The 18,636-nt window shown below is 55.5% G+C and carries 23 protein-coding genes and 2 pseudogenes; 6 read left to right on the top strand and 19 right to left on the bottom strand.

Annotated features, from left to right (window positions below):
* Positions 1–86: 86 nt before the first annotated feature.
* From IKE44_RS05150 to IKE44_RS05135, 4 genes are all read right to left on the bottom strand, one after another.
* A complete protein-coding gene (locus IKE44_RS05150; RefSeq protein WP_033013982.1) occupies positions 87–1,358 on the bottom strand; it encodes a Glu/Leu/Phe/Val family dehydrogenase in 1,272 nt (423 codons plus the stop codon).
* A gap of 172 nt (positions 1,359–1,530) precedes the next feature.
* Positions 1,531–2,121, bottom strand: coding sequence for a genetic competence negative regulator (locus tag IKE44_RS05145; protein ID WP_033013981.1), 591 nt, complete (start codon positions 2,119–2,121; stop codon positions 1,531–1,533).
* A 96-nt stretch (positions 2,122–2,217) separates the two neighbouring features.
* The gene (locus IKE44_RS05140; RefSeq protein ID WP_049624483.1) at positions 2,218–3,021 is read right to left on the bottom strand and encodes a metallophosphoesterase; all 804 of its coding nucleotides are present in this window, start codon (positions 3,019–3,021) and stop codon (positions 2,218–2,220) included.
* 11 nt (positions 3,022–3,032) lie between these two features.
* On the bottom strand, positions 3,033–3,425 hold the full coding sequence (locus tag IKE44_RS05135) for a hypothetical protein (RefSeq protein ID WP_033013979.1): 393 nt from the start codon (positions 3,423–3,425) through the stop codon (positions 3,033–3,035).
* A 107-nt stretch (positions 3,426–3,532) separates the two neighbouring features.
* On the opposite strand from IKE44_RS05135, the gene IKE44_RS05130 reads away from it, so the two are divergent.
* From IKE44_RS05130 to IKE44_RS05120, 3 genes are read left to right on the top strand one after another with little or no spacing between them, the layout of a single operon-like run.
* Positions 3,533–3,760 carry a spore coat associated protein CotJA gene (locus IKE44_RS05130; RefSeq protein WP_033013978.1) on the top strand — a complete coding sequence of 76 codons (228 nt, stop codon included), beginning with the start codon at positions 3,533–3,535 and terminating at the stop codon, positions 3,758–3,760.
* Positions 3,757–4,017 carry a spore coat protein CotJB gene (locus IKE44_RS05125; protein ID WP_031408620.1) on the top strand — a complete coding sequence of 87 codons (261 nt, stop codon included), beginning with the start codon at positions 3,757–3,759 and terminating at the stop codon, positions 4,015–4,017. The genes IKE44_RS05130 and IKE44_RS05125 overlap by 4 nt, the downstream gene beginning before the upstream one ends.
* A 33-nt stretch (positions 4,018–4,050) precedes the next feature.
* Entirely contained in the window at positions 4,051–4,620 is a 570-nt protein-coding gene (locus IKE44_RS05120) for a manganese catalase family protein (protein ID WP_033010523.1), read from the top strand.
* A 27-nt stretch (positions 4,621–4,647) separates the two neighbouring features.
* Here the strand turns inward: IKE44_RS05120 and IKE44_RS05115 are convergent, their stop codons facing one another.
* From IKE44_RS05115 to IKE44_RS05095, 5 genes are all read right to left on the bottom strand, one after another.
* On the bottom strand, positions 4,648–5,097 hold the full coding sequence (locus IKE44_RS05115; RefSeq protein WP_121649940.1) for a YpbF family protein: 450 nt from the start codon (positions 5,095–5,097) through the stop codon (positions 4,648–4,650).
* A gap of 109 nt (positions 5,098–5,206) precedes the next feature.
* Positions 5,207–5,713: a LysM peptidoglycan-binding domain-containing protein gene (locus IKE44_RS05110; protein WP_064213412.1), complete on the bottom strand. Its 507-nt coding sequence runs from the start codon at positions 5,711–5,713 to the stop codon at positions 5,207–5,209.
* Positions 5,714–5,717: 4 nt separating this feature from the next.
* Positions 5,718–6,305 (bottom strand): CPBP family intramembrane glutamic endopeptidase, encoded by a 588-nt coding sequence (locus IKE44_RS05105; RefSeq protein WP_049626686.1) that lies wholly within the window; start codon positions 6,303–6,305, stop codon positions 5,718–5,720.
* Positions 6,289–7,812 carry a RecQ family ATP-dependent DNA helicase gene (locus IKE44_RS05100; RefSeq protein ID WP_033013973.1) on the bottom strand — a complete coding sequence of 508 codons (1,524 nt, stop codon included), beginning with the start codon at positions 7,810–7,812 and terminating at the stop codon, positions 6,289–6,291. Before IKE44_RS05100 ends, IKE44_RS05105 begins: the two co-directional genes overlap by 17 nt.
* Complete coding sequence (locus IKE44_RS05095; RefSeq protein WP_287465203.1) at positions 7,800–8,846, bottom strand: YpbB family protein; 1,047 nt, start codon at positions 8,844–8,846, stop codon at positions 7,800–7,802. The genes IKE44_RS05100 and IKE44_RS05095 overlap by 13 nt, the downstream gene beginning before the upstream one ends.
* 237 nt (positions 8,847–9,083) lie before the next feature.
* Between IKE44_RS05095 and IKE44_RS05090 the strand changes: the two genes are divergently transcribed.
* The 3 genes from IKE44_RS05090 to serA all read left to right on the top strand — a co-directional run bounded on the left by IKE44_RS05090 (position 9,084) and on the right by serA (position 11,808).
* Complete coding sequence (locus IKE44_RS05090; protein ID WP_008879661.1) at positions 9,084–9,332, top strand: ferredoxin; 249 nt, start codon at positions 9,084–9,086, stop codon at positions 9,330–9,332.
* A gap of 176 nt (positions 9,333–9,508) precedes the next feature.
* Positions 9,509–10,012 (top strand): inorganic diphosphatase, encoded by a 504-nt coding sequence (locus IKE44_RS05085; RefSeq protein WP_020754674.1) that lies wholly within the window; start codon positions 9,509–9,511, stop codon positions 10,010–10,012.
* A 221-nt stretch (positions 10,013–10,233) separates the two neighbouring features.
* Positions 10,234–11,808 carry a phosphoglycerate dehydrogenase gene (gene serA, locus IKE44_RS05080; RefSeq protein WP_287465202.1) on the top strand — a complete coding sequence of 525 codons (1,575 nt, stop codon included), beginning with the start codon at positions 10,234–10,236 and terminating at the stop codon, positions 11,806–11,808.
* Positions 11,809–12,094: 286 nt separating this feature from the next.
* On the opposite strand, the gene IKE44_RS05075 is transcribed toward serA, so the two are convergent.
* From IKE44_RS05075 to IKE44_RS05030, 10 genes and pseudogenes are all read right to left on the bottom strand, one after another.
* The gene (locus tag IKE44_RS05075) at positions 12,095–12,907 is read right to left on the bottom strand and encodes a histidinol-phosphatase (protein ID WP_033013970.1); all 813 of its coding nucleotides are present in this window, start codon (positions 12,905–12,907) and stop codon (positions 12,095–12,097) included.
* A 276-nt stretch (positions 12,908–13,183) separates the two neighbouring features.
* Positions 13,184–14,227 carry a hypothetical protein gene (locus tag IKE44_RS05070; protein ID WP_049624479.1) on the bottom strand — a complete coding sequence of 348 codons (1,044 nt, stop codon included), beginning with the start codon at positions 14,225–14,227 and terminating at the stop codon, positions 13,184–13,186.
* Positions 14,221–14,805 (bottom strand): RNA polymerase sigma factor SigX, encoded by a 585-nt coding sequence (gene sigX, locus IKE44_RS05065; protein ID WP_049624478.1) that lies wholly within the window; start codon positions 14,803–14,805, stop codon positions 14,221–14,223. Before sigX ends, IKE44_RS05070 begins: the two co-directional genes overlap by 7 nt.
* 128 nt (positions 14,806–14,933) lie before the next feature.
* A complete protein-coding gene (locus tag IKE44_RS05060) occupies positions 14,934–15,341 on the bottom strand; it encodes a hypothetical protein (protein WP_233434052.1) in 408 nt (135 codons plus the stop codon).
* Positions 15,338–15,916: a cob(I)yrinic acid a,c-diamide adenosyltransferase gene (locus tag IKE44_RS05055; RefSeq protein ID WP_049624477.1), complete on the bottom strand. Its 579-nt coding sequence runs from the start codon at positions 15,914–15,916 to the stop codon at positions 15,338–15,340. The genes IKE44_RS05060 and IKE44_RS05055 overlap by 4 nt, the downstream gene beginning before the upstream one ends.
* A gap of 14 nt (positions 15,917–15,930) precedes the next feature.
* The gene (locus IKE44_RS05050) at positions 15,931–16,347 is read right to left on the bottom strand and encodes a bifunctional adenosylcobinamide kinase/adenosylcobinamide-phosphate guanylyltransferase (protein WP_033013967.1); all 417 of its coding nucleotides are present in this window, start codon (positions 16,345–16,347) and stop codon (positions 15,931–15,933) included.
* On the bottom strand, positions 16,281–16,931 hold the full coding sequence (locus IKE44_RS05045; protein WP_033013966.1) for a histidine phosphatase family protein: 651 nt from the start codon (positions 16,929–16,931) through the stop codon (positions 16,281–16,283). The genes IKE44_RS05050 and IKE44_RS05045 overlap by 67 nt, the downstream gene beginning before the upstream one ends.
* Positions 16,889–17,674 carry an adenosylcobinamide-GDP ribazoletransferase gene (locus IKE44_RS05040; RefSeq protein WP_033013965.1) on the bottom strand — a complete coding sequence of 262 codons (786 nt, stop codon included), beginning with the start codon at positions 17,672–17,674 and terminating at the stop codon, positions 16,889–16,891. The genes IKE44_RS05045 and IKE44_RS05040 overlap by 43 nt, the downstream gene beginning before the upstream one ends.
* Positions 17,671–18,228, bottom strand: a pseudogene (locus tag IKE44_RS05035) (bifunctional adenosylcobinamide kinase/adenosylcobinamide-phosphate guanylyltransferase). The gene IKE44_RS05040 and the pseudogene IKE44_RS05035 overlap by 4 nt, the downstream one beginning before the upstream one ends.
* Positions 18,225–18,494: pseudogene (locus IKE44_RS05030) on the bottom strand (threonine-phosphate decarboxylase CobD); the annotation flags it as partial. The pseudogenes IKE44_RS05035 and IKE44_RS05030, both read right to left, overlap by 4 nt.
* Positions 18,495–18,636: the final 142 nt, after the last annotated feature.

Genomic DNA, 18,636 nt, shown 5'->3' with positions numbered 1-18,636 from the left:
TTTGTCACCTCGCACGAAGCAAAAAATCCCCTATCTTATGATAGGGGATTTCGCGAAAGCTTGCAAACATCACTTGCTTGCTCGCCTCACACCCAGCCGCGGAATCGGCACGCTTCCGCCATTTTGCGAACGCCGACCATGTAAGCGGCAAGGCGCATGTCGACGCGGCGCGTCTGCGCCATTTCATACACGTTATTGAACGCTTTGACCATCACTTTTTCAAGCCGCTGTTCCACTTCTTCTTCCGTCCAATAGTACCCTTGGTTGTTTTGCACCCATTCGAAATACGACACCGTCACGCCGCCGGCGCTCGCCAGCACGTCCGGGACGAGCAAAATGCCACGTTGCGTCAAAATTTCCGTCGCCTCGAGCGTCGTCGGCCCGTTCGCCGCCTCGACGACGATGCTCGCCTTAATGCGCGGGGCGTTTTCAGCCGTAATTTGGTTTTCGATGGCCGCCGGCACTAAAATATCGCAATCGAGCTCAAGAAGCTCTTTGTTCGAAATCGTATTTTTAAACAGCTTCGTCACCGTGCCAAAGCTGTCGCGCCGTTCGAGCAGATAGTCGATGTCAAGGCCGTTCGGATCGTACAGCGCGCCGTACACATCAGAAATGCCGACGACTTTCGCTCCGGCGTCGTGCAAAAATTTGGCCAAATAGCTGCCGGCGTTGCCGAACCCTTGGACGACGACGCGCGCGCCTTCGAGCGACAGGCCGCGTTTTTTCGCCGCTTCACGAATGCAAATCGTCACTCCTTTGGCCGTCGCCGTTTCCCGGCCATGCGAACCGCCGAGGACAAGCGGTTTCCCGGTGATGAAGCCCGGCGAATCGAACTCGCGGATGCGGCTGTACTCATCCATCATCCACGCCATAATTTGCGAGTTTGTAAACACATCCGGCGCCGGAATGTCTTTTGTCGGCCCTACGATTTGGCTGATAGCGCGCACGTAGCCGCGGCTTAAACGCTCCAGTTCGCGGAACGACATCGTGCGCGGGTCGCAGACGATCCCGCCTTTGCCGCCGCCATACGGCAAGTCGACGATGCCGCACTTTAAGCTCATCCAAATCGACAGCGCTTTCACTTCGCGCTCGGTGACGTCTGGATGGAAGCGCACCCCGCCTTTCGTCGGGCCGACGGCATCGTTATGCTGCGCCCGGTAGCCGGTAAAAATTTTCACCGATCCGTCATCCATGCGCACCGGAATGCGAACGGTCAGCACGCGGATCGGCTCTTTCAAGAGCTCATACACCTCTTCCGGATAGCCGAGCTTTTCCAACGCTCTATGTATAACAATTTGTGTCGACGCCAGCACGTCGTCTTGTTGCCCCTTCTCCTCCGTATGCTTATCGGCTGCCATACGTAAACCTCCTACAAGCTCGCTATAATAGTTTGTCGCCTTCCATGTCATAGTATACACCTTCTGTCGGCGTCTGCAAAGGAAAAATGATGAAACGCGCAAACCGCTTTATGGAAGCCTTTCGCGCGAAAAAATAGACTCCTTGTCCATATAAAGGAGTCTTGGCTACGCCCTAGTTGGCCCGAAAATAGTGAACGAGCTGCGCAATGGCGCGCCGTTCGATCAACTGTTTTCCATATTCTTGCACACGGTGTATCGTTATCGTGGCTGGGTTGCCAAACTCGGCCAGCAAGGCGACAAAGTTGTCGAGCGGAATCGGCGGTTCCTCGGCAACGTGCAAGTAAAAGCGGCCTTGATACGAATAAAGCGTGCCGTCGAGGCAGCCGACCGCATGCAGGCGATGAGCGAGCTGGATGACATCTTCGAACGCTTGGAATTCGTAAAATATGTCATCGCTCTCATCGAGCGTTACCTGCATCTCAATGTAATCGTCGGCGAATTCTTCTTCCATGTCGTCGTAGTCGCCTTCATTCGTGACGATAACGACCATGCCCTGTGCCGGTAAAGAGTAGACTTCGACCGCGATCGATCCGTTCACCTCAAAGCCGAGCTCTTCGCTCGCTTCCTCGATCATATCGCGGAACAGCTGATGGACTTTAAACGTGTCCTTCCACAAATCGTCTTTCGTCAACCCGCGGTCCAGCAAATCGTCAAACGTCAAGAAAATTTTAATTTTGTTGTGGGTCAAGCGCTCAAGACGCATCGACACCCCTCCTTACCTACAGAGCCATCTCTTACCGTTATTGTATGACGCAATCGGCAATTGGTTCGTTTATTGTGTTTATTGTTATTAATGAGTTTACATCGTTTTCCCGGTTTTAGACAAGCATTTTTTCTCAGGTGTCGGTTTTCCGGGCACAATCGTGATGAGATGAGTCTCTGCCGGCGCTCCGAGGCGAAGCGGCACCCCGGTCGTCCCGTAGCCGTTACTCGTTAACACCGCCGTGCTGCCCTGCCATTTGAGCCCTCCTTTTTCATACAACCCAATGGAAAAGAAGCGAATTTGTCCTCCATGCGTATGGCCGCTCAGCACGAGTGAAATGTGCTGCTCCTCTCTTAGGCGAGCGACGATCGCTGGGTTATGGCAGGCTAATATACGAAATGATTGAGGCGGAACGTGTTCGAGCGCCCGATCGATATCCGCCTCCTTTCGGCTTACATCGCCGACGCCGATGAGCGCGACCGGCACACCGCCGTGCTCCCATACTTTCGCTTTGTTTTTGAGCACGTGGACGCGCTCTTCCTCAAACACTGATTGAAGATCGTAGTCGACTTCGTCATCATTGTTTCCCCAAACAAAATAAACAGGAGCGACCTCGCGCAACCGACGCACATTTTCACGGACGCGCGCTTCGGGCACCCCTCTTTCGGCCAAATCCCCGCCAATCACGACAAGATCCGCTTTTCCCCTTACTTCCTCAAGCATGCGTGACGAAACGATCCGCCGATGAATATCAGAAATAAAAAAAATCGTAAGCGGCGGCCAATGATCGGGAAAATGAGGAAACGACAGGATCACGTGACGAACCCAGTTGCTGTGCGCTTCTTTCCACATATAACCAAGCAAAACAAGAAAACTCGTGATCATTCCCCCGATGATCATACTTCCTCCTGCTAAAGCCGATCATCTTTGGTCAACCGGCGGTCTCTCATCGTCATCATACCATAAAAAAAGGAAAAAACAAAAAAAAGCGCCGCCAGCGGCCAATGAAACCGAAACGCCCAATAAAAATGGCCGAGCGCCGCCAAACTAGCCACCCATTCCCCGACACGAAACCGCCGGCCGGACAACAGACGCACCATCCCGCCGACTGCCGCGCGGATGAGCGCCCCGTTGGCAGCCGTCCCGAACCAAAAGCAAACGAGCGCAAGCCATGTCCGCAGCGGGGCAAACAGCAAATCGGTCAAAAACCGCTCCAGCGAGAACGGCTCGAGCGGCGGCAGCCAGCGAAAAAACAAATACGTGCACAAAACAGCGGCCATGGCGGTCATCGATAGACGGCCCATGGTTTCCTCCTTAGCCCGATCCTCATTATTCGTCATGGCAAACAGGCATGAACGACATGGCTCCATCATACATATAGACTGAACTTTGCCAAAAAAGGGGGGGTTTTATGTTTACGACGCGCAAACAATATGAGCCGTACATCAGCCCGTTTGACCCGTGCCCGCCGATCCGCGTCAAAACGTACGTCACCGCGCCCAACTTGTATGTCGGCTTCCAACCGCCGAATTTGCCGCAGTTTCCGCTGCGCGAGGCGTTGATGAAAGGAACGCTCTGGCAAGTGTTTTACGATCCTTACTACAGCCCTTACGAAGGGAAAAGAGGTGATGGTTCATGAAACAAATGCCCAAGGAGTATTACGAGCAGCTTGAGGAGCTGCAAGCCGTCGATTTTGCCCTCGTCGAGCTGACGCTTTATTTGGACACCCACCCGAACGATTATCAAGCCATTCAACAGTTTAACCAGCTCGCGCAAAAACGGAAGCAGCTGAAAAAACAGTTTGAAGCCGCCTATGGCCCGCTTGAGCAGTTCGGCCATAGCTATTCGAACTACCCGTGGAACTGGGACGACGCGCCTTGGCCTTGGCAAGTGTAGCTGATTCATCACGAACGCAAGGAGGAACGGATCATGTGGATTTATGAAAAAAAACTGCAATACCCGGTTCGCGTCAGCACGTGCAACCCGCGATTGGCGAAGTATTTAATCGAACAGTACGGCGGGGCGGACGGAGAGCTGGCGGCGGCGCTCCGTTACCTAAACCAGCGTTATACGCTGCCCCCGAAAGTGATCGGGCTGCTTAACGACATCGGCACCGAAGAACTCGCTCATTTGGAAATGATCGCGACAATGGTGTACAAACTGACGAAAGACGCGACGCCGGAGCAGCTGAAAGAAGCCGGCCTTGAGCCTCATTACGTCGATCATGAGCGCGCCCTCTTTTACCATAACGCCGCCGGCAACCCGTTTACGGCGACGTATATTCAAGCAAAAGGCGACCCCATCACCGACTTGTACGAAGACATCGCCGCTGAAGAGAAAGCGCGCGCCACCTACCAATGGATCATCAACATGAGCGACGATCCGGATTTAAACGATGGGCTCCGCTTTTTGCGCGAGCGGGAAATCATTCATGCGCAGCGATTCCGCGAAGCAGTGGAAATTTTGAAAGAAGAGCGCAACCAGAAAAAAATATTCTAAACAAAGCACAGCTGGATGGGCTCCCATTCAGCCGTTTTCATAATATAGGTTGATGTCGTACTCCCGCTTCAGCCATTCAAACAGCCGGTGACGCCCATTCCATTGTTCTTCATTTTTCCATAAATCGATGCTTTTCTGGATAATTTCGCAACGGAGGGCATGAAAGTCGTCTTCCGCCTTTTCACTTTTTCCTTTATAATAATAAACAGCCAGCCAATACACCGTACATAACAGGAGCAAGATGAAAAGGTGGGCCGGGGCGGCAAAAAACCAGGCGAATCGTTCACTCCACGCCGTGATCGCTGCAGCGTTGGCAATGATATAAAGAAGGAACGCGGCCAAGCCGGCCAACGCGGCCGCCTGCAAAAGCGTCGACCGCTTTTCAAGCCGCTCCCATTTTTTCTTTTTTTCAATGACGGCAAGCAACATTTCTTTTGTCACTTCATCGAGGGAAAATTCATCCGGAAACCGGGTCATGGCGCTCTCCCCTTGTCCGTATTCTATTGTCCATCATATGCGGGCAACAGACAGATTAGAACAAAGGGGAACGCGCGCGGCCATTTTTTCGGCCGGCGGGCGCAACCGCTTATTCCGTCTGAGCGGGGAACGGAATGCGCAGCGTTTGCCCCGGCTCGAGCCGGCTCGTTGACAAGCCGTTTTCTTTTTTGATGATCTCCATGGCGGCAGGCGTTCCGTAATATTTCATCGCAATGCTATAGAGCGTTTCATTCGCCGCCACCACATGGGTGATGGTCTGCGCGTCGGATTCGCTTTTTGCCCCGTCACCCGCGGCGCGCTTCGGCTCTGATGTTTGTTCCGCCTTCGCGCCATCTTCTTGAATAATGCGCACCGTCTCCCGGCTGCCGCTTTCTTCATGGCGGACGACTGTGATCGTTCCAGGCTTTGACTGGGCATAGTAAACAGCCGTCACCGCAGCCGGCAGCGTTAAAAACAAAAACGCGAGCAAACGGATGGGAATGTATTTTCGTTTTTGCTCCTCTTTTTGCCGCCGCCGTTTTAGGCGCGATGGCGGCGCCCCCGCGCTTGACGCCGGGAGTTTTTTCCGCGCCAGGCGCCCCGATGCCTCTTCCATCGCTTCACTCCCTTTCTTCCTCTGCCCCCCGTTTGAACCGAACATGTAAGGCAAGCACAAAATCGATCAAAAAGTGAGCGGTGATGGCGGCCCATAAGCTGTCAGTATGCTCGTAAAGGACGCCGAGAAAGAGACTGAGCAGCACGACGACCATAAACAAAAACCATTTTTCCAAATACCGGACGTGCAGCACGGCAAAAATGGCGCTTGCCGCCCATAGCCCCCAATGCGTCTGCACAATGCCGCGAAACAGCCATTCTTCCGTCACCGCAATGAGCGCACATAAAAAAAAGAGATGCGGAATCGAGCGGCCGCGGAATATTTTTTCATTGACGCCGCCGTCATCATGCCAATCGTCCGGCAAATAGCGCATCGCCAAAAACTCAGCAGCGAGCACGAACGCCGCCCCGCCGGCTCCGTACACGAGCACATCGCGCAGCTCAAACTGCCAAAGCCGACGCCACTCCTCCCGAGCAAATAAAAACAGCGAGCTGCCGCCGGCCAAAAGCAGCAGCAACCCTTGCGTGATATAAAGATGGATGAGCACTTCGCGGTCTGTCATCTGTTTGATTTGTTCACTTTGCCGCCTCATCGCGCCGCCTCCCGCCAAAAAACATATGCCATAGCTCCTCGCGCCAAGGCCGGACGGGCGCCGGCTCGGGACGGCGGCCGTCCGCCATGAAACGGTCCGTCTCCAGGCCGCAGTTGTCGCAGCAAGCATCCGGTTTGTCCGATAGCTCCTCCCCGAACGCGCGGACAATCGCCGCGCGCCGGCATGAAGAGGCGTGCACCCATTCCTCCATTTCGCGCAATTTTTTTCGCTTCCAACGCCGCCGCGCCTCGATGGCAGCGGCCATCCGTTCATACAGCCGCTCCTTCGCCGCGGCCGTCAGCTGTTCGGGCGCCGCTGTTTGTCCCCATTCTAAAAAGTACGCCAACAGCCGTTTTTGTATGTCCGTAAATCCGCCGGCATCAACCATAGCGCGCCATCCACCGCCGACGGCGTCTTCCGGCAGCCGCCGGCACCACTCGCGGAGCGCAGTCGAGTCGGGAAGCTCCGCTTCGGCGACCGCCTGGGCGATCGCCCGGTCGCCGTCCGCGTAAAACAATACCGCAAGGCTTGGCGCCCCATCACGCCCGGCGCGCCCGATTTCCTGCACATACGCCTCAAGCTGGGCCGGCATATGAAAGTGAAGCACAAAACGGACGTTTCCTTTGTCCACCCCCATGCCGAACGCGCTTGTGCAACAAACGATGTCGAGCTCGTCATATAAAAACTGCTGCTGCACAAGCAGCCGTTGTTCCCCATCCATGCCGGCGTGGTAATAGGCGACCCGACCCGCCCCGTTTTGCGCTAGCCGGCGCGCCATTTCTTCAGCCCACTGCCGGCTTGAAAAGTACACGATCCCCGGTCCTCGGAGCCGTTTCGCGCATTCGGCCAAGCGCGCAGCTTTGTCCTCAACCGATAAGCAATGTTCCACCGCCAAGGCGATGTTCGGGCGGTCGACGGAATAAATATGGCGGCGCGTCCGCTCCATCCCGAGCGTGCGGATGATGTCCTCCTGCACTTCCGGCGTAGCCGTCGCCGTCAGCGCCAGACACGGCGGCGAACCGAGCGCATGGCGGACCGCTCCGAGCTTCAAAAAGTCCGGGCGAAAATCATAACCCCACTGTGAAATGCAATGCGCCTCATCGACGACAAACAACGAAACACGAGCGCGCCGGAGCGCCGCCAAAAACGTTTCAGATTGCAGCATTTCCGGTGAGGCATAAATAAAGAGAAAATCTGGAAGCGAGGCGAGGGCTTGCCATTTTTCTTCCGCATCGAGCAAACTATGGAACGCGACAACGCGCTTTTCACCGCGCCGGCGCAGCTGCTCGACTTGATCTTCCATTAAGGAGACGAGCGGCGAGACAATGAGCACGCTCCCCGGGAGGAAATACGCCGGCAGCTGATAGCAAAGCGATTTGCCGCTTCCAGTCGGCAGCATCGCCAGCACATCGCGCCCGCTGAGCACGTCTTCGATCACATCGCGCTGTCCGGGCCGAAACGACGCGTGCCCGAACCGCTCATGCAATGTTTTCGTTAATTCATCCAACGTCCCACTTCCTTTGCCAACACGAGCCGAATTTCAAAATAACTCGCTATTCCGCCAAGCGCCTCGCGAATACGCTTCAGCTTGCGCGTCCCGAGCGCCCGCGCCGCGGCCTGGATCGCCGCCGCCCTTTCAGCGGCGACAAACGGGTCGATCGAAAAATCGGGCACATTGGCGGCCAACTCGACGACATGATCCTCGATTGTACTTTTTTTCAAGCGCCGAAGGGCGGCGATTTCGTCGATCGTCTTTCCTTTTTGCAGCCATTCGTACGTTTTTTGCGCCGATTGTGTCAGCTGCACCGGCGCCAGCCCGGCCATCAGCTCGGCCATCACCGGGGCGCGCCCGGCTTCGGCTTCAGCCATCATATAATGAAGCGCGTTGCGAAACTGAAACTGCACATACAGCACATCCTTTTGCAGCCAAGCGGCAATTTGCTCCGCCGTCCAGCCGATGCGGCGGGCGCTTGTCTGCCGGAGCGCAAACACCGTCGCCGCTTCTTCAGAAACAGCCGCAAGCAGCCGGATGAGCTCGTCATAAAGCGCCCGCGCCAACGTTTGGCGCGATCCCTTGCCCAGCAAATACTGCTTCACCCATAACAGCGTCCGCTCGTCGCGGCAAATGGGGATAAAACGCTGTCCATGGGAGAGGTTGGACAGCGTCTGCCCAATGAGCGACAGCCGCTGCCAAAAAAGCGGCTCGACCTCATGGTAGCGCCAGCCGTTCACATAGCGGGGGAACGATGCCGCCTGTTCATCGAGCCAATGCCGCCCTTTTTCCGTCAATATATATGTCCGATCATGGACGGGCGCGGCCCGCTGCTTCCGAACGAGCACGAGGGCCGCCTCCTCCAATCGGTCCATCGTCACGTCTTTCCATGTGCCGAAAAACGGCGCAAGTTGAAAACATTTGCAGTCTTGCAGCGTCTGGGCTGATTTTTTTCCAGACAACAAATGGTACACCGCTGCCAGCGTCCGTTCACCGTTTAGGCGGCGCAAGCAGTGGGCAAGCAAAAACGAGGCGTAACCGTGCCGCATCTTTGATTCCTCCCCGCCTCTATTGTAACAAAAATCGCACAAGCCGTTTGCAATGAAAAAACGATTTTGGAACAAAAATAAACAAGGGACATATGTGTAAAAATACAGGAGAGCGATTTTTTTAGTTGAAAAGCGGGGCGAACGGTCTTATTATAAAAAAGTGAAAAGTTCATTTCCGAGCAGGTAACACGGAGATGACCCGTCCGTTTCCAAAAAAATTGGGGAGGTTCGATTTTTATGCCAAAGTATACGATTGTCGATAAAGAAACATGTATTGCCTGCGGAGCATGCGGCGCGGCAGCTCCGGATATTTACGATTATGACGAGGACGGCATTGCCTACGTCACGCTTGACGACAACCAAGGGATTGTCGAAGTTCCGGACATTTTAATCGACGATATGATGGATGCGTTTGAAGGCTGCCCGACCGAGTCGATCAAAGTCGCTGACGAGCCGTTTGACGGCGATCCAAATAAATTCGACTGAAATCTCCCCTCTTGCCGAATCAGCAAGAGGGTTTTTTGACGAAAGCGTGAAAAAATGCCATTTGACAAGTGGCGCGCCGCAAGGGAACATGCTACACTACGATTGTCTTGCCCGCCCTGGGCGCCGGCGGGCGAGTTTTCATGCGTACATAACAACCAAAAAAGGAGGAACGGGTTGTGGCATTCGAAAATAAAATTGTCGAAGCGTTTATCGAAATTCCAACCGGCAGCCAAAACAAATACGAGTTCGACAAAGAGCGGGGCGTTTTCAAACTCGACCGCGTCTTGTACTCCCCGATGTTTTACCCGGCTGAGTACGGCTACTTGCAAAATACGCTGGCGCTCGATGGCGACCCGCTCGACATTTTGGTCATCACAACGAATCCGACATTCCCGGGCTGCGTCATCGATACGCGTGTCATCGGCTTTTTGAACATGGTCGACAGCGGTGAGGAGGACGCGAAGCTCATCGGCGTGCCAGTCGAAGACCCGCGCTTTGATGAAGTCCGCTCGATTGAAGACCTGCCGCAGCACAAGCTGAAAGAAATCGCCCACTTCTTTGAACGGTACAAAGACTTGCAAGGCAAGCGGACGGAAATCGGCACATGGGAAGGGCCGGAAGCTGCGGCAAAACTGATCGATGAGTGCATCGCCCGCTACAACGAACAAAACAAAAAATAATCGCCTAAAACGTTGTACTTCCAATGCGAACCTCAGCTATTTCCGAACAATCCCGCCTATATCTTTGGATATGGGCGGTTTTCTTTTGGAAACACGAACATTCCCCAAAACAGAAAGCGTTGTCATTGGTATGACTTCTTCGCTTTCCATTGACAGAAAGCGCTTTGCTATGTTAAATTATCAGAAATTTAACATCTTCGAAACAGAAAGGGGCACCTGCTGTGGTTCGCGTACTCGTTTCCGACGCCATTAGCGAAGAAGGCTTGGCGCCGCTCCGCACATCGGCGCACATCGACATCGTTCAAAAAAACGTGAGCGAAGCGGAGGACGAATTGCACACGTTTGACGCCTTGCTTGTGCGCAGCGCAACGAAAGTGACGGAAGAATTGTTGGCGAAAATGCCGAAGCTGAAAATTGTCGGCCGCGCCGGGGTCGGCGTCGACAACATTGACGTCGACGCCGCGACGAAACGCGGCATTGTCGTCATTAACGCGCCGAACGGCAATACGATTTCCGCCGCAGAGCATACGTTTGCCATGATGGCTGCGCTCGTCCGCCGCATCCCGCAAGCGCACATTTCTGTCAAATCGCGGGAATGGAACCGCTCGGCGTTTGTCGGCAACGAGCTGTTCGGCAAGAAATTGGGCATCATCGGCTTCGGCCGCATCGGATCAGAAGTAGCAAAGCGGGCACGGGCGTTCGGCATGACCGTGCACGTCTTCGACCCGTTTTTGACGAAAGAGCGGGCGGAGAAGCTCGGCGTCTCCATCCATTCACTTGATGAGGTGCTGGCAGTCGCCGACATCATCACCGTTCATACACCGCTGACGAAAGAAACAAGAGGCTTGCTTGGCACGGAAAATTTGGCGAAGACGAAAAAAGGGGTATACTTAATCAACTGTGCTCGCGGCGGCATTATTGATGAGCAGGCGCTCATTCCGTTTTTGGAAAGCGGCCATGTCGCCGGTGTCGCTCTCGACGTCTTTGAACAGGAGCCCCCGGGCGACCACCCGCTGCTGGCGTTTGATAATGTCATCGTTACGCCGCATTTAGGGGCGTCGACGGTTGAAGCGCAACTGAACGTCGCCACCCAAGTCGCTGAAGAGCTGCTCCACTTTTTTGAAGGGCAGCCGGTCACATCATCGATCAACCTGCCGGCGCTGTCGAAAGACGTCTATGAGAAAATTCAAGCATTCTATCATTTAGGCCGAAAGCTCGGTTTAATTGCTTCGCAGTTTATGAACATTCCGGTTCAAGAGCTGTCGGTCACCTACGCCGGCACGGTCGCCGATTTGGAAACGACGTACATCACTCGCAGCTTGCTTGCCGGCTTCCTGCGGCCGCGCGTCGCTTCCACCGTCAATGAGGTAAACGCCGCCATGGTCGCCAAAGAGCGCGGCATCACATACGGCGAAAAATTCTCTGATGAGACGCACGGCTATGCAAACTGCATTTCGCTCACTGTCCATGGCGAGAACAAAACGTTTACGATCAAAGGAACGCATGTGCCGAACTACGGCGACCGCATCGTCCATTTTGACGGCGTCACGATCGATTTCGCGCCGGAAGGCCATCTCCTTTACATTCAGCACCACGACCGCCCGGGGATGATCGGGAAAGTCGGGAACGTGCTCGGGGCGCATAACGTCAACATCGCCACAATGCAAGTCGGCCGCCAAGAAGCGGGCGGAAAAGCCATGATGATCCTATCGCTCGACAAACCAGTCGATGACGCGGTATTAAAAGCGCTGGCGCAAATTGACGATATTGAAACCGTCAAACGGCTCGAAGCGTAACGAAAACAAAAAAAGCAGGGTTCCCAAACGGGAAGCCTGCTTTTTTTCATCGTTGGCGGCGCAGCGCCTTGCAACAGGCGCCCATGGCTGCCTTCTGTGCATGGCGGCCTGTTTCCGCCGTCCATTCTGCTTCTCATATTTCGCAACCTTTGCATAATATACAAAAAAACACCCCGGATATTCGCATCAAAATAATTTTTATACAAAAATTGTAAAAAAACTAATTTTTATTCGGTCAAATCGGGCTTATTTCGAATTTTTATTCAAGGTGCGAAATGTGAGCTGCTTAACCGAGCGGCACCGCTTTCCGCTCGCCTTTCGAGAACGTCATGAGTTCGGTATAGCCGACGCTGCGGGCGAGTTCAACCGCCTTGTCAAAGTCGGCGCCGACATCGCCCGGCACGTGCGCGTCCGAGGACAACACGATCGGAATGCCTTTGTCATAGCACATTTGCAGCAGCCGCGGATCGGGATACAGCTCGCCGACCGGCTTGCGCAGCCCGGCCGTGCTGATCTCGACGCACGTCTTCGAATTGGCGAGCGCTGTCGTTGCCCGGTCGTATTGCTCAAGCAAAAACTCTTCATCTTCCGGAACGTATTTAAAAATTTTCACCAAATCCAAATGGCCGATAATATCAAATAAGTTCGACTCGGCGAGCGTTACGACTTGGTCAAAGTATTTGCGATATGTATCATACAAATCGCGCCGTTCCCATTCACGGCGGAACTCGACTAAGTCGATGCCGAAATCGTCGACCCAATGGATCGAACCGATGACATAGTCAAACTCGTACGAGCGGATAAACTCAGCCATTTCCTCATGTTTGCCGGGAGTGTAATCCATTTCAATCGACATTTTCACGTCGATTCCGGCATCCCACGCTTCGTGGAACAAGCGGACATAGTCGGCCATATCGTAGCACCGGCGCGCCTCCACCCACGGGTTGGACAAAATGTTTTTCGTTTGGTAAAAATGATACGCATGCTCGGAAATGCCAAAATGCTGAATGCCTTTTTTCGCGGCTTCATCGGTGAACTGGCGCAAATAATCGAGCGTCAGCGTCCCCCGCTCCAAATGGTTGTGATAATCAGTCAGCACAGTGTTTCTCCCCTCCTGCTGTTTTTTTCATTATAACGCATCACCGCAAGAAAGGAAAACCGTTTGGCGAATCATCACCCAATCATCCGTTCGCGCCGACGAGAAACAACAGCCCGACACATACCGCGACGCCGGCGACCGCCAAGAGCCGTGTCATGAGATCATCCATCTGCCACCCCTCCTTGCCTTCTTTGCGCCATATATGTCTTATGCCAATATCATCTCCGATAGAACAACAAAGTGAAGATCGTAACAAAACGACGCAAACGGCGGCGGCTACCAGCCGGCCGCCATCAACAGAGTGTTCGGCTCGGCCGGCACGCGGATTCGCATTCCAACCAGATACGGGCCCAAGTTCGACAACCCGTCAGCCGCAAACGTCACCTCACGGAAGCCAAACTCTTTCGCTGTCAGCAGCACAGCCTCCGCCATGCGCGCCGCGTCCTCTTCATGTGGCTGAGCGGTCAGCTGAATCCGGACCGTCGCATGCCGCGCATCCATATTAGCCAGCTCCACGTTTACTCCTGGCGGAATGGCCGGCTCGAGCCCGCGGATCGTCGATGTTTTCATCTGCTTCAGCGCCTTCGAAAACGTGCGAGCGCTGCCCGGAGCCGGAACGAGCACTGTATAGCCGAATGAAGCGCTGTTTTTATCATACATTCGTTGCCGCTCCTTGATTTTTGTCGCTTTTACCATTCCGAGCGCCGGCAACTCAAGCCCTTCCTTCTCTCCGGTGAAAAAGCGGAGGCGCCGCTCCCCCATTTGTCGCGCTGTTTCGACGAGGGCGTCGACAAACAGCTTCTGCTCTTTGCGGCTGGCCGAAAACACGCGGTGCTGAGCCGGGACGTGCACCATCCATTCCCCCTTCCCCCCGGCGGCCGGCTGAATGACCACTCCATCAAACCAAGCGGACGCCGCCCGCAGCGGAGAGCGCCCAAGCACGCGCAGCGCTGCCGTGAACAGCTCTTCGGGGGCCAATCGGCCGCTGAGCGGAACCGCCACTGGCACCACCCGGCCGTTTGCCGCATCAGGCAAGCCGACCACCATGACGCCGGCATCTTCCTGCGCCGGCGCCGCATCAGCGGCCATTATCGTCTCAACTTGGGGGGGAGAGCTCTCGGCTCCTAGCGTTTTGACGGTAGAGGATCGCTGCTGCTGTTCCGCGCGCTCCGGAGCGGCCGCATTCATTCCGACAGCAACAACCGCAAGAAAGAGGGCCATCGATGCCGCCGAAAGCCAACGCCGTCTCCAGCGCATCTTGCGCTGGGTGCGCTGAAGCCGTTCGTAAACATCTTCTTTTGTGCGCCGGTCTTTCACCATGGGCAGCTGCTCAAGGCTATGTTCGATGCATCGCTCATTCCAGGGAAATTTTTTTCATGCCGCCACTCCTCCCATTCGGCCTCTTCCTCCATATGTTGTTTCAGCGCCTTCAACGCGCGATGCTGCGTTGTTTTCACTTTGCTTTCCGTCCAGCCGAGCGCAGCCGCCGTTTCAGCAATCGACAGCGACTGGATGAATCGGAGGACGAGCACAAGCTGTTGGTCGACCGTGCAGCGCGCCAAGCAGCGGTACATGAGTTGAATTTCCTCGTTTTGAATCGCGATTTCCTCCGGCATCGGCTCGTCAGCGCCGAGCTGCTCCTCGCTCCACTCCGATGCCTTCACCCACTGGCGTCGTTTTTGCTTGCGAAAAAAATCGACCGCCACATGGCGCGCAATGGACAGCAGCCACGTCTTTTCACTACATTGCCCTTTAAACCGTTTGTACGAACGCAGCACTTTCACATACACTTCTTGCACTAAATCTTCGGCATGCTCTCGATTTCGCACCATGTAATATAAAAAATTAAACAAATCATCGTGATATTGTTCGTACAACTGTTCAAAAACGGGGTCCATCTTGTCTCTCCCCCTATTCGTTTCCATGGACCAAAGCCGAACCATTCCATTATCTTCATGATAACGGGTCTCATGCAAAAAGGGAACCATTTTTTTGGACGAAAAAGGAAGAAGGCCGAGCGAACCGGCTATCGCTCGGCAAAGAGCGAAAAAAAGAGGTGGCCGGCTCGCTTCCGCAATGCGCCCTCTGCCGCCCGGTCATAGCTGATCAAAAACGACGTCGCCGGACCACCAGAGGCAAAGAGCGGCAACGGGCAGGCGCAGGCCCGCCCTTGGCGGCCGTTGGCGGCCGACAGTTGCATCCATTCGTAGTAAATGCCTTTGGAACCGATCGGGACGAGCTCATAAACAGACGGAGAGGCGAGAAGCTCAACAAACAGCGAAAGCGGCGCGATCCATTGAGGATGCGCCAGCACGGCCGGGCCGACGAGCGGGCGGCCGATGACGGCAAACTTCGCTCCCTCCGGCGTGACGCCGATCCGCTTCCGTTCGGCCGCCACCGTTCCGACCGCCATCCAAGCCAGGCGACGGCTCATTGCTTCTCCTCCTTGTCGCGGAACACAATGGCGCTCCGCTCATATTCGACATCCTTCACCCCTAAGCGGGCGTTCACAACCCGGGCGGCAGCGAACAAATAGTCGGACAGGCGGTTCATATATTTCAGAACAACGTCGTTGATCGGCTCCGCTTTTTGCAACGAAACGATGCAGCGCTCCGCCCTTCTTATCACCGTGCGCGCCAGATGAAGCGCGGCAGCCGCCTTCGACCCTCCCGGCAAAATAAACTTTTCAAGCGGCGGCGCCTCTTGGACATAGGCGTCAATGCGCTGCTCCAAAAAGGCGACCATCTCCTCGGTCGCTTTATACGGCAGCTTGCCGTTGACGATGGCCAAGTCGCCGCCGCAGTCAAACAGTTCATGCTGAATTTTTTGCAATTCGGCGCAAAGATCGTCAAACCGTTCATCGTCAGCGAGCAGAGCCAGCGCCCAGCCGATGAACGAGTTCGCCTCATCGATCGTCCCATACGCCTCGACGCGCAAATGATCTTTATCGACGCGCCCGCCGATTAAGCTTGTTTTTCCTTTGTCTCCAGTCCGTGTATACAATTTCATAATTCTTCTCCCCTTTATTTTAATCGTTCCGCCAACCCGCACCAAAGCCGGTCGACGCGATGGCATACGGCGGCAAGCCGTTGATAGCACAGGCCGACGGCGTCGCGCCAGCGCCGTTCTTGCCGGTCAGTCGGAACGACGCCTTGCGTTACGTCTGTCCCGATCCAGACGACCGTGCGGCCGGCCGCTCCTTCCTCCCACTGCTTCCAAGCGCAGAAAAACCGCTCCCATTCCTCTGGGTCCGGAAGGCGGCGGATGGCGGCTTCGAGCCCATCCAAGACAACTGTTTTCGCCGTCTTGGCACCATCCGGCCACCCGTATGGCTCCTGATAGCCGTCATGCCATACGATATGAACACCGTCGCTTATTCCGTACCGTTCCCGCACCCATTTTCGCTTTCCTTGGAACGCACCGCCGACAACGAAATGCATCGTTCTCCCCCTTTCCAACGCTCGATCGTTGATTCGAGCGTATACCCGCCGGAAAACGGCACCTTCCATTCCCAAAACGGGCGAACGTCCGGCGCATATTGTTCAAGCACGAAACGGATCGGACCGCTGTGGGTGACGATCGCCACATGGCGGGCGCCCATCCGCTCAGCCAACGCAACCGTCTCAGCGAGCGCCCGTTTGATGCGCGCTTGAAACGAAACATAGCTTTCTCCGGCGGGCGGCGCCGTCGAAAATGGCGACTCGAGCCATCGGTTGTACGCGAGATCCGTTTTGAGTTCGGCGAACGTTTTCCCTTCCCAGACGCCAAAAAAAAGCTCGCGCCATCCGCTCGTACACCAGTCCGGCTCGCGGCTGCCAAACAGCAGCGCCGCCGTCTCCCAGCAACGGCGAAGATCGCTTGTCACGATGCAGTCGACCGGATATGGCCACTCGACCCGCAAACGGCGCAGCCTGCTATGTTCCGCGGCCGAAAGCGGCGCGTCCGTCCAGCCGATATATGCATTGCGCCGATTCAGTTCCGTCATCCCATGACGGATAAGCGTAACAGCCAAAGGACGCCCCATAGCACGGTCTCTCCCCCTTCGATGAGCGCGCCGAGCACATCGCCGCTCACGCCGCCAAACTGCTTTTCCGCCCACGGCTTTGCCGCGAGGGAACAAAGCGCCATCGCCGCAGCCAACACCACAACCGCCGCCGGCGGAACGCCCGCCGCCGGAAGAAGCAAAAGCACAAGGCATGCCAATCCCAGCGCCCATGCTGCATCGCGCCATGAACTATATTCGCGAAGCGAGGCCGCCATTCCTGTCGATTTGGCCAGCTTACCGGCGGAAAGAAGCCAGACAGCCCCGGCTCTCGACAGCAGTGGAATGGCAATAAACAGGGCAGGGGAAATGCCCGCTTTGATCGCTTCATGCAAAAACAGCCAGCGGAACGATAACAAACAAATGAGCGACAACACAGCGAACGCGCCGACGCGCGAATCGGCCATGATCTCTTGCCGCCGCTTGGCGTCCCGGTACGAAAAAAAGGCATCACTCACGTCCATAAAACCGTCGGCGTGCAGCCCGCCGGCAAGCCAAATGCCAAGCCAAAGAAGAAGGAGAGCCAAAAAAGAAGGCGGACCGAACGAAAGCGCCGCACAGGCGCCGTACACCAAGGCAGCCAGCGTCCCGAGCAGCGCTCCAGCCAGCGGCATTGTGCGCACAAGCCAGCGGACATGAGGGGCATTCCATTCAATCGAACGCTGAATGGGAATGATCGTAAACAGCTGCAGCGCCAGCAGCCAGCCATTCCATGCCCGCTTCATTGCGGCCACCGTCCTTTCTTCACGCGAAGAATACCGCATTCCACCACGGCGGCGGCTTCTGCTTCCGCGACCAACTATTGATGAAGCCAACCGAGCATTTTCATGTAGCGAAATGTGCCGAGGTCATTCGGCACGCCGCCAGAAAACAACTCATTGGACACAATGACAACAGCGCGGCATGCCGCCGCCCACGCCCGCACTTGGTCGAGCAGGCAACGGGCAGCGGCGAACGCTCCTTCCTCTGTTTTCCATTCATCTCCGGCAAATAACACATTCGCCCACCACATAGTCAAGCAGTCGAGAAGGACAACATCAGGCGGACGAAGTGCAGCCAACAACTGATCAGGCCCTTCCGGCGCTTCCCACACCACCCAAGGCGCCGTCATCCCCATGCGCCGCTCTTGATGGCGGCGAATGCGCTCTTCCATTTCCACATCGGCAGCCCGGGCGGTGGCAACATAATGAAGCGTCTCGCCAGCGGCCAGCCGGATGGCGCACACCTCTGCCGCTTCACTTTTGCCGCTGCGCACCGCGCCGCTCACAAACACGATCATCCATCCCACCTCTCAAGCGCCTCAAGCAGCCGGTCATTCTCCACCTGCGTTTTGACGGCGAGCCGGATGTAGCGGCCGTCAAGCCCCGGGAAATTCATCGTATGGCGCGGCACAACCCCTTCCTTCAACAAATGAAAAAACAGCTCCTCTGTCCGTCCTGAACACGGACGCAACAAATAAAAGTTCACGACCGATGGCGAGACGTCATACCGCCCGGCAGGCAGCGACCGAAACACCCGCTCCCGCTCGGCGGCGATCTGTTCTTTCCCTGAATCCGTGATAAAGACGCGTTCAAAGCTGCCAAGAAAACTGGATCAATCAACAAAATATTGCACTCGGGGTTCTTCACCTAATAGGTGAACATTCGAAATGGAGTCGAAGTCTCGACACGATTGGGTTTCCCAGCAT

The sequence above is a fragment of the Geobacillus sp. genome (assembly GCF_017515625.1).
GTDB classification, from domain to species: domain Bacteria; phylum Bacillota; class Bacilli; order Bacillales; family Anoxybacillaceae; genus Geobacillus; species Geobacillus stearothermophilus.
Note: the sequence above shows the minus strand (reverse complement) of the source record. Positions and strands in the feature narration are given on the sequence as shown.